At 62.2% G+C, this 14248-nt stretch carries 15 protein-coding genes; 8 read left to right on the forward strand and 7 right to left on the reverse strand.

Features of this window, described 5'->3' with window-relative positions; genetic code table 11:
• Nucleotides 1-65 precede the first annotated feature (65 nt).
• Together GXM19_RS04240 and GXM19_RS04245 are read right to left on the reverse strand one after the other, a co-directional pair.
• On the reverse strand, nucleotides 66-758 hold the full coding sequence (locus GXM19_RS04240; protein WP_050766143.1) for a DUF1788 domain-containing protein: 693 nt from the start codon (nucleotides 756-758) through the stop codon (nucleotides 66-68).
• A 1-nt stretch (nucleotide 759) separates the two neighbouring features.
• Nucleotides 760-1410 carry a BrxA family protein gene (locus GXM19_RS04245; protein WP_040359370.1) on the reverse strand — a complete coding sequence of 217 codons (651 nt, stop codon included), beginning with the start codon at nucleotides 1408-1410 and terminating at the stop codon, nucleotides 760-762.
• Nucleotides 1411-1751: 341 nt separating this feature from the next.
• Between GXM19_RS04245 and GXM19_RS04250 the strand changes: the two genes are divergently transcribed.
• From GXM19_RS04250 to GXM19_RS04270, 5 genes are all read left to right on the forward strand, one after another.
• Nucleotides 1752-1925: a hypothetical protein gene (locus tag GXM19_RS04250; RefSeq protein WP_155813826.1), complete on the forward strand. Its 174-nt coding sequence runs from the start codon at nucleotides 1752-1754 to the stop codon at nucleotides 1923-1925.
• Nucleotides 1926-2056: 131 nt separating this feature from the next.
• Nucleotides 2057-3181 carry a 3-phosphoserine/phosphohydroxythreonine transaminase gene (gene serC, locus GXM19_RS04255; RefSeq protein ID WP_006235447.1) on the forward strand — a complete coding sequence of 375 codons (1125 nt, stop codon included), beginning with the start codon at nucleotides 2057-2059 and terminating at the stop codon, nucleotides 3179-3181.
• A 69-nt stretch (nucleotides 3182-3250) separates the two neighbouring features.
• Nucleotides 3251-4414, forward strand: coding sequence for a phosphoglycerate dehydrogenase (locus GXM19_RS04260; RefSeq protein WP_006235446.1), 1164 nt, complete (start codon nucleotides 3251-3253; stop codon nucleotides 4412-4414).
• A gap of 177 nt (nucleotides 4415-4591) precedes the next feature.
• Nucleotides 4592-5812, forward strand: coding sequence for a M20 family metallopeptidase (locus tag GXM19_RS04265; RefSeq protein ID WP_006235445.1), 1221 nt, complete (start codon nucleotides 4592-4594; stop codon nucleotides 5810-5812).
• Nucleotides 5813-5851: 39 nt separating this feature from the next.
• Nucleotides 5852-6535 carry a DUF1015 family protein gene (locus tag GXM19_RS04270; protein ID WP_006235444.1) on the forward strand — a complete coding sequence of 228 codons (684 nt, stop codon included), beginning with the start codon at nucleotides 5852-5854 and terminating at the stop codon, nucleotides 6533-6535.
• A 129-nt stretch (nucleotides 6536-6664) separates the two neighbouring features.
• Here GXM19_RS04270 and GXM19_RS04275 read toward each other — a convergent pair whose 3' ends face one another.
• The 3 genes from GXM19_RS04275 to GXM19_RS04285 form a co-directional block, all read right to left on the reverse strand.
• Entirely contained in the window at nucleotides 6665-7300 is a 636-nt protein-coding gene (locus GXM19_RS04275; RefSeq protein WP_006235443.1) for a histidine phosphatase family protein, read from the reverse strand.
• 17 nt (nucleotides 7301-7317) lie between these two features.
• Nucleotides 7318-7860, reverse strand: a complete 543-nt coding sequence (locus tag GXM19_RS04280) for a histidine phosphatase family protein (protein WP_040359466.1) — start codon at nucleotides 7858-7860, stop codon at nucleotides 7318-7320.
• Nucleotides 7861-7943: 83 nt separating this feature from the next.
• Nucleotides 7944-8615, reverse strand: coding sequence for a nitroreductase family protein (locus GXM19_RS04285; protein WP_006235441.1), 672 nt, complete (start codon nucleotides 8613-8615; stop codon nucleotides 7944-7946).
• A 235-nt stretch (nucleotides 8616-8850) separates the two neighbouring features.
• On the opposite strand from GXM19_RS04285, the gene GXM19_RS04290 reads away from it, so the two are divergent.
• Together GXM19_RS04290 and GXM19_RS04295 are read left to right on the forward strand one after the other, a co-directional pair.
• Nucleotides 8851-9453, forward strand: coding sequence for an HdeD family acid-resistance protein (locus tag GXM19_RS04290; protein ID WP_006235440.1), 603 nt, complete (start codon nucleotides 8851-8853; stop codon nucleotides 9451-9453).
• Nucleotides 9454-9936, forward strand: a complete 483-nt coding sequence (locus GXM19_RS04295; RefSeq protein ID WP_006235439.1) for a YaiI/YqxD family protein — start codon at nucleotides 9454-9456, stop codon at nucleotides 9934-9936.
• Nucleotides 9937-10102: 166 nt separating this feature from the next.
• On the opposite strand, the gene GXM19_RS04300 is transcribed toward GXM19_RS04295, so the two are convergent.
• Nucleotides 10103-11191 carry a putative manganese transporter gene (locus GXM19_RS04300; RefSeq protein ID WP_006235438.1) on the reverse strand — a complete coding sequence of 363 codons (1089 nt, stop codon included), beginning with the start codon at nucleotides 11189-11191 and terminating at the stop codon, nucleotides 10103-10105.
• A 172-nt stretch (nucleotides 11192-11363) separates the two neighbouring features.
• On the opposite strand from GXM19_RS04300, the gene GXM19_RS04305 reads away from it, so the two are divergent.
• Nucleotides 11364-12332, forward strand: coding sequence for a 3'-5' exonuclease (locus GXM19_RS04305; protein WP_006235437.1), 969 nt, complete (start codon nucleotides 11364-11366; stop codon nucleotides 12330-12332).
• A 257-nt stretch (nucleotides 12333-12589) separates the two neighbouring features.
• Here the strand turns inward: GXM19_RS04305 and GXM19_RS04310 are convergent, their stop codons facing one another.
• Nucleotides 12590-13924, reverse strand: coding sequence for an IS256 family transposase (locus GXM19_RS04310; protein ID WP_006235436.1), 1335 nt, complete (start codon nucleotides 13922-13924; stop codon nucleotides 12590-12592).
• Between the last annotated feature and the right edge of the window lie 324 nt (nucleotides 13925-14248).

Below are 14248 nucleotides of genomic sequence, written 5' to 3' on the forward strand. Positions count from 1 at the left end.
GGTTTGGGAACGTTATGGCAAAGGGTTGTTACCGGCGGCAGGGACTTGCCTGCGGGGAGCCGTGCTTACGAGATATCGATGGCGCGGTAGTAGTTGTCGGCCGGCAGACGGTTAAAGAGCTGGAAAGAAGAGCCGTTGAAACTGCCCGGATAGGCGGCGACCACAGGCACCTCATCAAAATCCGCAAGCATGCAGTGGAGAAGCGTGTGTATGCGAAAGAACGGGAAAACCTCGCCCGCGCCAGTAAGGAGAACGACGTCTCCAGGCGCGTGCGGTTCGGTCTGCTCAAGGATGTACGCGGCGACTTTCTCAGGCGAGGCGAACTTGGCCACGTCCTCGAGCACGCGCTGGGTACCGCGGCGCTCCTCTTGGTGCGGGATAGCCTTGAGGACACGGCGCTTTTCGAGAATTGCCAGCACGGCGTCGTAAAGGTTCATGACCTTGAGCGTGCACGGAAGCTTGTCGGCCTCGGCATCGCGTGAAAGGGTGTCAAATAATGCACGCGCCTCAAACTCCAGCGCGGGGTCATAGCAAAAAGTGTGGAAGCCGATCTCATTGCCTATGCCCTTGTTGGCCAAAAAGTCCTCGCTGCACAGGCACTCGCGCAGAAGCTGCGCACGGCGCTCAAATTCCTGACAGGCGCGCTCGGAGCGGGCATGCGCCGCCACGACGCTCTTGCGGGAATGGATGCCGATATTGGTGGTGAGATCGGTCGCCGGGGTGATAACAGGGTCGACGGCGCTTTTGACGGGAGCCACGCTACATCACCGCCCTGCCGGTAAGGGCCGCGATAAGCGACTGCTCGCCCAGCTGAACCAAGACTCGCTCGACATCGAAATCGAGGAAGAGTGGTGACAGGCGCTCGGACTCCGGGCCCTGGCCCTCGCCGATAAGGCCGGCATGGCGGAGCGTCTGGCGGAGCGAGCCCTTAATGCACTTGACCGTGGCCTCAGTCCAGCGGGCCGCGTCCGGATACTCCGTGGTAAAGCGTGTCATAAAGGCGTTGAGGTCAACCGCCGTAAAGGCATAATCGAAGTTTTGTAGGCGCTCCCCTACCTCGACGAGCACGAGCTCGCGCACGATATCGTAGCGGCAGATCATGCTGTAGAAGATGGCCTGGTCCGTCTGCGTGGGAGTGCCGGATGCCATGAGCCTGGTTAGGGATGACGCAGCCTCGACGGCGGTTTTGGGGTCGATGCCGCGCGCGGCGCATACGGCGTCCGTGGGCACCATGGCGTCAAGGCGGCGAAGGCACACGGTTGCGCGGTTGGCGACCATGCGCTCCGTGGGATATTGAAAGAGGTTCTCGCTCTTTACGCGTACAATGACCTGCTCGTCGCTTGCGCCCTGCATACGAAGGGCAGCGACGATGCGCATCTCATGCGGGAGGAATTGCTCGCGGGTGAGCACCCCCCCCCCGAACGCTTTTTGTGGTTACATCCACAGTACACGCTCCAAGGGTGTCAAAGGCTGTCACAAGTACGCCGCAACCCGGCAGGCAGGCGCGGCGCACATGACAATAATCATACCTGTTGGTAAAAAAGTTACCACGCCCAGAGTGTCAAATGTTGAGCAACAAAATATAATCCGGTTAACGGTCATTTTCGCAGCTTAGAAACTTTAACGAGGTCGCCCCAAATCACACTTGCCAGACAACCGCGCTTACGAATGCAGGCACGCACACGCCCAACGCCACCCTCCGCTACACTCAACATAGAGTTCTACATATGATTCTATGTAAGGAGTTTCATATGCCTGTCGTAAAGCCTATTTCTGATCAGACGCGCGCGCTAACTACCATTCAGGAACGCGAAGATCACATTCAACGTACCATCGCTCATGGTTACGACGACCTCACCAACGGTCGTGTGCGCCCCTGGAAACAAGCGAAGGCCAAGGCGGATCGGATGCGGGCTTCGAGATAAGCCCTCCCCCATGTAACCATCCTGTAAATCATAGCGGCGCACTCGGGTTTTGCTGTGATGCGGTCGCGCCTGACGCTGCACTGTGCTAAAGTATCCCGAACGTTCAAACGACTACGAGGGGGAACTAGAAGATGGCACGTGTGCACAACTTCTCAGCTGGCCCGGCCGCACTGCCTACAAGCGTGCTCGCCGAGATCGCCGACGAGATGATGGACTACCGCGGTTGCGGCATGTCCGTGCTCGAGATGAGCCATCGATCTAGCATGTACCAGCAGATCATCGACGACGCCGAGGCAACCCTGCGCCGTCTGCTGAGCATCCCCGACAACTACCGTGTCCTGTTTTTGCAGGGCGGCGCCACGCTGCAGTTTGCGGGCATCCCCATGAACCTCATGCGCCGCGGCCGCGCCGGCTACGTCGTGACCGGTAACTTTGCCAACAAGGCGTACAAGGAGGCCGCCAAGTACGGCGAGGCCGTGCTGCTCGCGAGCTCCGAGGACACCAATTTCGACCGCATACCCACCATGGCCGACGTCAACGCGCGCATTGCCGCCGAGGCCGCGGGCGACGGGCTCGACTACGTCTACATCTGCCAGAACAACACCATCTTTGGCACCATGTACCACGAGCTGCCCGCTTGCGGCGACGTACCGCTGGTCGCCGATGTCTCGAGCTGCTTTTTGTCGCAGCCGCTCGACGTCGAGCGCTACGGACTCATCTACGCCGGCGCGCAGAAAAACGCCGGCGCCGCGGGCGTCACCGTGGTTATCGTGCGCGACGGCCTGATCGCTGACGGCCCGGCCTTTGCGCAGACGCCGCAGTACCTGGACCTTAAGACCCAGGCCGCCAAGGGCTCCATGCTCAACACGCCCAACACCTTTGGCATCTACGTGTGCGGCAAGGTGTTCCGTTGGGTGGAGCAGACCGGCGGACTTGCCGCCATGGCCGAGCGCAACTGGGCCAAGGCCAACCTGCTCTACGACTTGCTCGAGAACAGCAAACTATTCCACGGCACCGCGCAGACAGACAGTCGCTCCATCGCCAACGTCACGTTCCGCACCGGCGACGCCGACCTCGACGCCGCCTTTGTTGCGGGCGCGGCAGAGCACCAGATCCAAAACGTCAAGGGCCATCGCCTCGTCGGCGGCATGCGCGCCAGCGTGTACAACGCAGTCACCATGGAGGACGTACAGGCGCTGGCCACGTACATGAAGGGCTTCGAAGCGCAGCATAGTTTGAGTCCGCGATCTAACTAGCCCGCAACACGCGGGCCGACCAGCCACTTCAAACCACTTGTTTTAGACAAACCTGCTAAGGAGTTTTCCATGCGCAAGATTAAAACCATCGATGACATTACCAAGGACGGCAAAGTCGAGTTTGGCGAGGGCTACGAATTTGTGAGCACCGCCGAAGAGGCCGACGCGATCCTGATGCGCTCGACCGACCTGCACGGCTACGAGCTGCCCGAGGGCATCCGCGCCATCGCCCGCTGCGGTGCCGGCGTCAACAACATCCCCGTCGAGGAATACGCCAAGAAGGGCGTCGTCGTCTTTAACTCCCCCGGTGCCAACAGCAACGCCGTCAAGGAGCTCGTCCTAGGCATGCTGGTGCTCTCGAGCCGCGGCGTGGTGCAATCGATGAACTGGGTGCGCGACAACGCCGACGACCCCGAGATTCAGGTCGATGCCGAGAAGGCCAAGAAGGCCTTTGTGGGCCGCGAGCTCAAGGGCAAGCGCATCGGCGTCATCGGCCTGGGCAACGTGGGCTCCAAGGTCGCCAACGCCTGCGTCGACCTGGGCATGGACGTTTACGGCTACGACCCGTTCATTTCCGTCGAGCACGCGTGGGTGCTGAGCCGCGAGGTGCAGCGCGTGGGCACGCTCGAGGATCTCTGCCGCGGCTGCGACTACCTCACCGTGCACGTGCCCAGCAAGGCCGACACCATCGGCATGATCAGCACCGAGCAGATTAACCTGCTGGCACCGGACGCCGTGCTCATCAACTACGCGCGCGAAACCATCATTGACGAGGACGCCGTCGACGCCGCCCTGCGCGAGGGCAAGCTCAGCTGGTTTAGCTGCGACTTCGCCACGCCCAAGACGGTCAAGATGCCCAATACGTTTATCACCACGCACTCGGGCGCCGGCACCGGCGAGGCCGAGGCCAACTGCGCCGACATGGCCATCAGCGAGCTCAAGGATTACCTGGAGAACGGCAACATCGCACACAGCGTCAACTACCCCGCCTGCAGCATGGGCAAGGCGCGCGCTGCAAGCCGCATTGCCTGCCTGCATGCCAACGTGCCCAACATGATCGGCCAGATCACGGCCATCCTGGCCAAGGACAACGCCAACGTGCAGCGTATGACCAACGAGTCCGCCGGCGAGAACGCCTACACCATGTTCGACACCGACGAACACCTAGACAGCAGCACCATCGAGGCGCTCAAGCAGATTCCGTCGATGTATCGCGTGCGCGTGATCAAGTAGCGCCGACTGACCTGACGGGCAGCTCCCCATGTGGCCTGCCCGTCACTGACATTGAATGCCCGCGGGGGTGCCTTTCGCACGAGAGGCGCCCCCGTTTTTGTGAGCGCTCCATTAAATGCACCGAGCCGCTTCTTGGCATACAATCTGTATGTTGACCTAACTATCTGTGAGGTGCCTATGGTTGATACAGATTTTGCCTGGTGGCTTACGCAAGGGCTCGTGCGGATCGACAGTTCCGACCCAGGTGCGTATGAGGGCGAGATTGAACGCTATATCAAAGCGTTGGTTGAGGAACGGTTGGCGCAGCTGAGCCATCCGGTACTCGATGCCGTGCAGGTTGAGGAACTCGAGGTGCTGCCCGGGCGCCGCAACCTTATGGTCACCGTGCCGGGACTGAGCGACGAGCCACGGCTCGTCTATATCTGCCATATGGATACCGTTACACTGGGCGATGGCTGGGACGCGGACATTCCGCCGCTCGGAGCGATCGTGCGCAACGATAAACTCTATGGCCGCGGTGCCTGCGATATGAAGGGTGGCCTGGCCTGCGCCATTGCCGCACTGGTCCATACGCTCGAGCGCGTGGCGGCAGAAGGCAAGCTGCCCCGCCGTGGCTTCTCACTCATTTGCTCGGTCGACGAGGAGGACTTTATGCGCGGCTCAGAGGCCACGATCGATGCTGGCTGGGTCGGCTCGCGTGAATGGGTGCTGGACACCGAGCCCACCGACGGACAGATCCAGGTGGCGCACAAGGGGCGTACGTGGTTCGAGATTGAAATGACTGGCGTAACGGCGCATGCGAGCCAGCCGTGGAAGGGCGCGGATGCCGTCGCCGCCATGGCCGAGGTCGTGTGTTCGCTCCGTCGCGCGTTTGTGGCGCTGCCCGTACACGATGAGCTGGGATCTTCGACCATCACGTTTGGACAGATCGAAGGTGGCTACCGTCCCTATGTCGTACCCGACCGCGCCAAAGCCTGGGTCGACATGCGACTGACCCCGCCGACCGATACGGCCGCCGCGACGCGCATGGTAGAGCAGGCCATCGCCGGCGCCGAAGCCGCCGTTCCCGGTTGCCATGGCAGCTACACCGTGACGGGCGACCGCCCCGCCATCGAGCGCGACCCGAACTCTCCCCTTCTAGCAGCGCTCAAGCGTGCCGCCGATGACGTGACGGACGCGGACACGACCGTCGGCTTCTTTACCGGCTACACCGACACCGCCGTCATTGCCGGCAAGACAGACAACCGCAATTGCATGAGCTACGGTCCCGGGTCGCTCGCGCTCGCGCACAAGCCCAACGAATATGTGCCCCACGCCGATATCGTTCGTTGTCAGCAGGTGCTAATCGCGCTCGCCGATAACGTGCTCTGGGACGCGAGCGGCCAAGTTGGGGCATAATAAGCCGCGAACAAACCGACTCGTGCGTTAGGACCGCCCATGAAAGCACTTCCGTTTCCCTGCATCCGCCCGGCTCAGGACCGCGTGCTCGAGGCGTTGCCCGCAATGGGCAGCATCCTGAGCGGCAACGATGCTCTGCGCGGAGCCATTGCCGATGGCCTGATGCTCAAGGACCCGGGTGCGGCGTATTACGTGTACGAATGCTCGGGCGAGCCGGGACGTGTGACGGGTGTCGTGGCGATCTGCCCGACGAGTGTACTTGCGGGTGGCAAGGGCGATGCCAGCGCTGACGTGGCCGCCGCCGCGCGCGCGATCGCCGAGCTCAAGGTGCAGCCGCGCCCCGTGTCGCTCGCCTACGAGGCCTCGCCCGTCATGGATATCATCCTGGGCGCCGCCAAAGAGGGCGCGTCGCTCTACGCCGTCACCGACCCCGCGGGCATTACGCACCGCGCGTGGGAGGTCAAGCGCGAGGACGCCGTCGGGGCCATCCGCGCTATGCTCGACCAAGCACCGGAGCCGGCACTGGCCGACGACCCCGCCTACGCTGCCGCGCTGACCGGGGCGTCGCAGCTGCTGGCCGATGAGGCCCGTTCCGCCGGAACGTACACCGGCAAGGAGCCGTTCAACTTTACCGTTGCCGTGCTCTTCCCCGCTGCGCAGGTCAGCGGCGGCGCGCCGCAGGTTCCGACAGGTCTGCTCACGCACCAGGTCGCGCGGTTCTAGCAAGACCAGACCGCCCAGCACAAAAATCGGCAGCTCAACAAACAGGGGGCGGAGATGCAGCAGGTACATGCATCTCCGCCCCTTTTGCGTCGAGAAGTTATGCCGGCGACCCGTGCCGCCGCGCTCGCGTTATCCGCGCTGCGGACCTGCAGTAGCCACAAGCGGTTCAAGCCCCAGCTCGCGCGCGTAATCCTCCTGCGTAAAAATCTCAATCAGCTCAAACGTGCCGGCCTCGTCGTTAAACACGAAATGCAGCACCGAGCAGTTGCCCGGCACGCGATCGCGCTCGTCAGCCGCCGCACCCTTCACGTGGTCCATGAACTCCTTGATGGCCGAGCCATGGCTTACCGCGAGCACGCACATATGGTCCGGACGCTGCATAAGCTCGGTCAGCGTCGCCACCATGCGCTCGCGCACTTGCATCTGGCCCTCGCCGCCAAACTGGCAATAGAAGTCGCGCCACGGGCGCTCGGGCATGAGCACCACGCGCTCGGCCTCAAAGTCGCCAAAGAACCACTCGCGCAGGCCGTCCAGGCGCTCGTACGCCAAGCCCGGCCACAAGTTGGCGATAGTCTGCTCGGTGCGATGAAGTGTGGAGGTGTAAGCATGATCGGGCTCAATGCCGCGTGCGCGCAAAAACATACCGGCGCGCGCCGCCTGATCGCAGCCCAGCTGCGTGAGCGGCGAGTCACTCCAACCCTGAATGATGCGCTTAAGGTTGAATATTGTCTGCCCATGACGAACCAGATACAGGTCTTTATTCATAGGGGTCCTTTCGTTCGTTACCAACACAAGAGCGAAAACGCCCCGTCGCAATAGCCAAAATGAAGCACGGCACCGTTGTCGGGTAGCTCTCCCTCGCCAGTCACATACTCAAGAAACTCCTGGCAGGCTGAGCCGTGGGAAACCGCCAGCACGCAGTCGTGTTGCGGCCTGGCCATGATGCGGGACAGCGCCGCGACCATGCGCGACTGAAGCTGCACTTCCGACTCGCCGCCAAAGGCCACCGGATAATCGCCCCAGGGCTGCGGCGGCATCTCGCGATTTGATGTGCCCTCCAGCGAGCCAAAATGCCACTCACGCAGGTCATCGACCAGCTCAATGGAACGGCCCTCGCCAACGATAAGCTCGGCCGTATGCCGCGCCCGGCCCAACGGCGAGGAATACACATGATCAAAGGCCACGCCACGCGCCGCAAACGCCGTACGCGCCGTCAGCGCCTGCTCGCGCCCGCGCGCCGTAAGCGGCGAATCGTGCCAGCCCTGCAAAATGCTCTGCACATTGAGCTCAGTCTGCCCATGCCGCACCAAATACAGATCTGCCACACACCCTCCCCTCGTACCACCACAAAGGGGACAGGAGTCTTTGTGGTGATTTTGCCGCCGGATTGCGCCGCAACGACGCACAACTACAGCAGCACGTCGGCAAGCGGACGCTTGGGTACGTGGTGCACCCGCGCCTCGTCGCGCCAATAATTGATGGAGCCGTCGGGGTTGGAATCGATCGCATCGATCACCTGTGTCTCGGCCGGAACGCCAAACGCCATGATCAGCTTGAGCTCATATTTGTCGTTATCGAGCCCCATGGCATCGATCGCGTGGGGCGTAAAGGCCTTGAACATGCAGGCTGCCACCTCGGGCGTGGCGCTGCGGGCGGCGAGCATCATCGTCTGCGCGGCAATGCCCGTGTCGACATCGGTAATGGGAGCGGCGGGCTTGCCCGGAACGGCGCGCTCAGCAAGAATCGCGATGTAGCCGGTCGGGCGCTCACCCTCGGCAGGACCCGGCCAGTCCTTAAGTGCGCCGGCCCATGCGAGCTCGTCAAATACACGCGCGCAGTCCTCTGCACCGCTTACCACATGAAAACGCAGACGCTGAGCATTGGCACCACAGGGAGCCAGGTGCGCAAGTTCCGCCAGCTCGAGCAAAAACTCGCGCGGCACGCGCATGGACTCGTCAAAGCGGCGGCACGTGCGGGCGCGGCGAACCAACGCATCAAACGCGTCCAAGCCGAGCTTTTCGCAACCCTGCTTTGCCATCGACTCAGCGCTTACCGGCGCCGCGGGAACTGTTTCGTTCATAGGGACCCCCAATTTCGGGCAATTGTTCTTAGGAAAATCTAACCTAAAACGTAGGCAATAACGAACAGGGCTGCAATGTTCTACACCTGTTGAATAGAAAATCGCGACGTGGGGAACAACGGAAACAATTCGGGGCCTTTGGGTTACGTTTCACCCTCCCCGACCCATACGTCAGCGCCTTTAGGCGATACTGGTCGTAACGATCAAGGCTTACGCCGCACGGAAAGGAGACATTATGGGCATCTTTAAGAACGATGACCAAAAATCGAGCCAGTTTGGATTTGACGAGAAAAGCATGGCGGGCAAAGCCGTCAAGGCCGTACGCTGGATCTACGCCATCACGGGCGTCTTAGCGCTCATTGCTGGTATCGCGCTGCTTTTTGCACCCGCCAAGTCCCTCGTCTTTTTGATGACTGTCCTGGGTTTTTACTTTGTAATCACTGCTGCCATCAGGCTGTTCACTGCCATTTTTGAGCCGCTGCTGCCCACCGGCTGGCGCGTGACGAGCATCATCTCCAACCTACTCATTATCTTGGGCGGCGTCATAATCCTGCGCAACCAGGCCTTCTCGACCGCGACGCTCACCACGATGGTGGTTATCGTGGCCGGCTTTGGCTGGATTGTCGAAGGTGTCATGTCCATTCTGGAGTCCGAGCTTTCGTCCAACCGCGCCCTCGCTATCCTGAGCGGTGCACTCTCCATCATCGCCGGCATGTTCGTGTTTATCTATCCGCTATGGTCGGCCAAGATGCTCGTCATCTTTAGCGGCGCCGCGCTGCTGGTGTTTGGCGTTACGCTGATTGTTCGCGCTATTCAATTTGGCAAACTGGTGCACTAGATGCCGCGAACGCTCTTTATTGATGCCGACGCCTGCCCGGTCACGCGCGAGTCGATTGACTGCGCGCGGCGGGCGGGCGTCGCCGTTGTTATCGCCGGCAACAGCACGCAAAACCTGGAACGGCACATTCGCCGCGACGACCCGCGCGATGCCGAGCACGCGCGACGCGGCTTTTGGGTCACGACGCTCGACGTGAGTGTGGGCGCCGACAGCGCCGACTTTGCCATTGTCGAACGCCTGCAGGCGGGCGACGTGGTCGTGACGCAGGACATTGGCTTGGCGAGCATGGTGCTCGGGCGCGATGCCGCCGCCATCGGTGTGCGCGGGCGCGTCTACGACAAAGCGACCATCGACATGCAGTTGTTTATTCGCCACGAGGAAAAGAAGGTGCGTCGCGCTGGCGGTCGCACCCGCGGGCCGGCAGCCTTCACCAGCGAAGATCGCGCTCGCTTTAAACGCAACCTCACCGAGCTGCTGCGCTAACCAAGGTAGATTTTTGGGACATGTCCGGAAATCTGCTTTTTGCTTTGGGCGGTGTGAGCGCTCAAAATCCATGGCTCAACAAAAAACGGGTTTCAAAATGCCATGCGTCGCCGCATTGTGCAGGCGCCGAGCATGGCTATTTTGAAACCCGTTTTGTTAGGCCCACTTAGAGGCCGAAGGCGGATAGGATGAGGCCCCAGCCGGCACCGATGACGTACATCATGATCAGGAACAGGACGTTTTCGCGGGCGCTGCGGTTGGTGCGGAACAGCACCAGGTAGCCCACACCGGCGGAAATGAGCGTGCCGGCGAGCATCGGCGCCAGCTGTAGCGCGCCCTCCAGGTACAGCTGCGTGATAACGACGCTAGCCGAGCAGTTGGGGATCAGGCCGACGAGTGCCGAGCCCAGGACCGCAAGCGTCTCGTTACCGCGCAGGAACTGCTCGATTGCGGACTCGCCGAACGTCTCGAGTACGGCGACCAGAATCAGCGTCACCAGAAAAATGAATACCGAGACCTGCACGGTGTGCGAGATCGCGCTGCGGATGATCGACAGGACAGGCGTCCCTTCGTGGGAATGAGAGTGACCGTGACCATCATGGTGTTCATGTTCGCCCTCATGACCGTGATCGTGGCCATGTCCGTGTTCGTGCTCGTCCTCGTCTTCATCGCAACCGCAATGGTCGCGCTCGCACAGCTCATGGATGTGATCGGTGCTCACGCCCGCCTCGGCCACCTCGTCGATGATGTCACCGCCGCTGTGGTCGTCATGCGCGCAGTTAACGTGCGCCGGATTGACAGTGGTCCCCAACACGGTACGACGAATCGCCGCATGCGCGCGAGCGTTACGACGCAGGCCGCGAATGGCGGCGTCCACGATAAAGCCCGTGATCAGCGCGATCAGTGCCTTCGAAGCCAAAAGCATCGCCATGGTCTGCACGGGCACCTGCTCGGCGAGCAACAGCGGCAGCATCTCATCGGAGGTCGAGAGGAACACGGCGACCAGCGTGCCCAGCGTCACGACACGGCCGGCGTACAGCGTTGCTGCCATGGCCGAAAATCCGCACTGCGGCACAATGCCCAGCAGCGAGCCAGCCACAGGACCCGCAGCGCCGGCGCGCTTGATAGCGCCGTTGACGCGGTCGCCCGCAACGTGCTCAAGTGTCTCGAGAGCAAGATACGTCACCAACAAAAACGGCGCCAGCGAGAGCGTGTCCTTGCCGGCGTCGAGCAGAATATCAATCAGCAAATCCATGACGGATGGAACCTTTCATGTCTTTCGGCAGCATTGTAAAAGTCCTAGCGGTCAACTAGGGTATTGTAGTTGTCCTAGGCGCGATGCCAATAGTTGCCCATGGTAAACTATCATCTCGCCACATCTCAATGAACCCGAGCCGCGCGGTGCGGCCCGTCCAAGGAGCAGTTATATGAACGTTTCACAAGCACTCGAATACGAGCGTCAGCCGTTTATCCCCATGTTTATCTATGGCGATCACGGCGCCATGGAGTCCGAGCGCCAGAAGGGCGAGGAGGCCCTTAAGGTGCTCGAAACCGAGTACTTTACCGCCGAGGGCGACCCCAGCTTCGACTTTGCCACCGTGCGCGACCTGGCTGACCGCAACCGCGACCTGTGCGACCAGATTGGCGAGGCGCGCCTGCGCAACGTGACGCCCGCGACGCTTTCGCGCGGCCTGTCCGATGCCGACACCTGCGCCGCCATCGGTAAGATGCAAAAGCGCACCGCCGCGTCGGTCATGCGCGAGATCCGCGGCGACCGCGACGCGCTCGGCGTGGCCTACGCCCGCAAGCCCATCCAGGGCACCGTGCTCGGTATCGACATCGAGACCACCGGCCGTGCACCCGAGCGCGGTTATATCATCAATGTGGGTTGGGAAATCATGGAGCTCACCAGCGACGCCGTCCCGCACGACGCCGAGGCACACTACTGCGGCCTGCCCGATATCTACCGCGGCGAGGATGTGCCGTTGTCGAATATCCACCACATCACCTGGGACGACATCGACGGCAAAAAGCCGTTCCGCGAGAACAAGGAACTGCAGAAGCAGCTGCTCAAGCTTATGAAGAAGTACCCGTACATGGCGCACAACGCCGCCTTTGAGGACAGTTGGTTCAAGATCCACCTGGACGGTTACGCCGAGGCACGCCGCGCCGGCAAGATCATCGTCATCGACTCGCGCCAGATCTGCCGCAGCCTGGATGCCGACGTCCGCTCGCTCCCCCGCGAATCCGCGCCCGCCGCGCTCGAGAACTGGGCGCGCCGCCGTGGAACCCTCGCCGCCGACGCCAACGAGCAGCATCTGGGCCTCGACGACACCGACCTCATGCTCCGCACGGTTCAGGCCGAGTTCAACCTCAAGAACCTATTCGCGAAATAACCGATCCATCTGCGGGAGCGCCTGCCAGGCACAGCGCAATCCGTCTGGGCACACCGACACGCAGTAAACTAGGGCGCAGCCTTATGGCTGCACCCTAGTTTTCATCAAAACGAGCAAATACGCGTGCTTCACATAGTCGGCAGGTTGGCCCACCTACATTTTTCGAGTTGTTCGGCCAGCTGAACCACTAGTCAAGGGGTGGCGCGCGCAGACGTGGTGTAAGAGCGTCCTGAGGTCCGTCGCTGCAAGTCCCGATGTTACTCCTTCTTGAGGCCGCGCCTCTCGACTATCTCGTCCACTATCTCCCTGGCGCGCCGCCCGAGCGCGCGGCGCCTCCCCTCTGTCGGGGCCGGCCTGTCCGCGGGCTCGGCGAAGCCCTCGGCGGCCGAGGCCTCGGAGAACACGCGCTGCTGGGACCACTGTCCCTCGGTCTCCATGAGGCTCGCGCACGTCAGGCGCAGCATCGACTCCCTCGAGGGGAAGGACTGCACGACCCTGTAGCGGCGCTTGATCTCGCGGTTGGCGCGCTCCTGGACGTTGTTGGTGCGGAGCTTGGCCCAGTGCGCCCTGGGGAAGGCCGTGAACGCCAGCGCGGAGTCCTCGGCCTGCTCGAAGACCTCGCCGGCCCTGGCGGACACCGACGCCACCCAGGGCGCCGCCTCGGCCCACACGCAGCGCGCGAGGTCGGGGTCGTCCTGGTAGACCGCGGCATGCACGAGGTCCCTGACGGCCGCCTTGGAGTCCTCGGGCCTGCCCGAGCAGGCGCTCTGGAGGTTGCGCTGCAGGTGCGTCACGCAGCGCTGCCAGGCGCAGCCCTGGAACAGGCGCGAGACGGCGGCCACGAGCCCGGCGTGGCTGTCGGAGACCACGAGGCGAACGCCGGCCAGCCCGCGCTCGCGCAGCCCGCCGAGGAATGCCGCCCAGGAGTCCTCGCTCTCGGTGTCGACCACGTCGCAGCCCAGGAAGTGCTTGCGCCCGTCGGCGCCCAGCCCGATCGCGGTCACGACGCCCTGCGAGACGACCGACGAGCCGACCCTGCAGCTCATGTAGGTGGCGTCGAGCCACAGGTAGCAGCACGGCGTGCCCGACAGGTCGCGGCGGCGGAACTCCGCCACCTCGGCGTCGAGGTCGGAGCAGAGGCTCGAGACCTCCGAGCTCGACAGCGAGGATATGCCCAGCCTGGACGCCACGCGCTCGACCTTGCGGGTGGATACGCCGCACACGTACATCTCCTGCACGATGGCGGCCACCGAGGTGTCGACGCGCGACCATCGCGCGAGCATGCCCTCGGGGTAGTAGGTGCCGTGCCTGAGCTTGGGTATCTCGAGCTCCACGTCGCCCACGGCGGTCTTGAGCGACCTGGGGCGGTAGCCGTTGCGACTGTTCTCCCTGCCGTCGCTGCGCTCATTGCGGCTCGCGCCGCACATCTGCTGGGCCTCGGAGTCCATCAGCGCGTTCATCACGCCGCCCAGCACCCTGCACGCGAACTCGCGCGCGTCGCCGCACTCCTGCCAAAGCCTCGCCGCCTCGAGGGCCTCGTCGCGGCCGAGGCGCAGTACACTCTCTTCTTGGGGCATCGCCTTTCCTTCCATTCGTCACCTTCATTACTCCAACGACGAATTCTAGGCGGTGTCCCCTCCCTTTCAAGAAAGGGCGGAGGCGGGGCATGCCCCGCCTCTTACACCACATCTCTGTGCGCTACCAGTCAAGGCCCCTTGAACCGCAATCGAAGCTAAAATCGCCTTAATTTCGCAACCAAGCCCCATAAATCTACCTGAATCAATTCGAATAGGACGTTGCGATCGCACCATTTGTATAGGATAAGGCCGAATAACTCAAATTATGTTGGTGAGGCATCTGAGCGGTCGGCAAAAACGCTTAGAAGCTACGAATCCGCAACTAAAGTTCATCAAAAA

The organism is Collinsella aerofaciens ATCC 25986 (assembly GCF_010509075.1).
GTDB lineage: Bacteria > Actinomycetota > Coriobacteriia > Coriobacteriales > Coriobacteriaceae > Collinsella > Collinsella aerofaciens.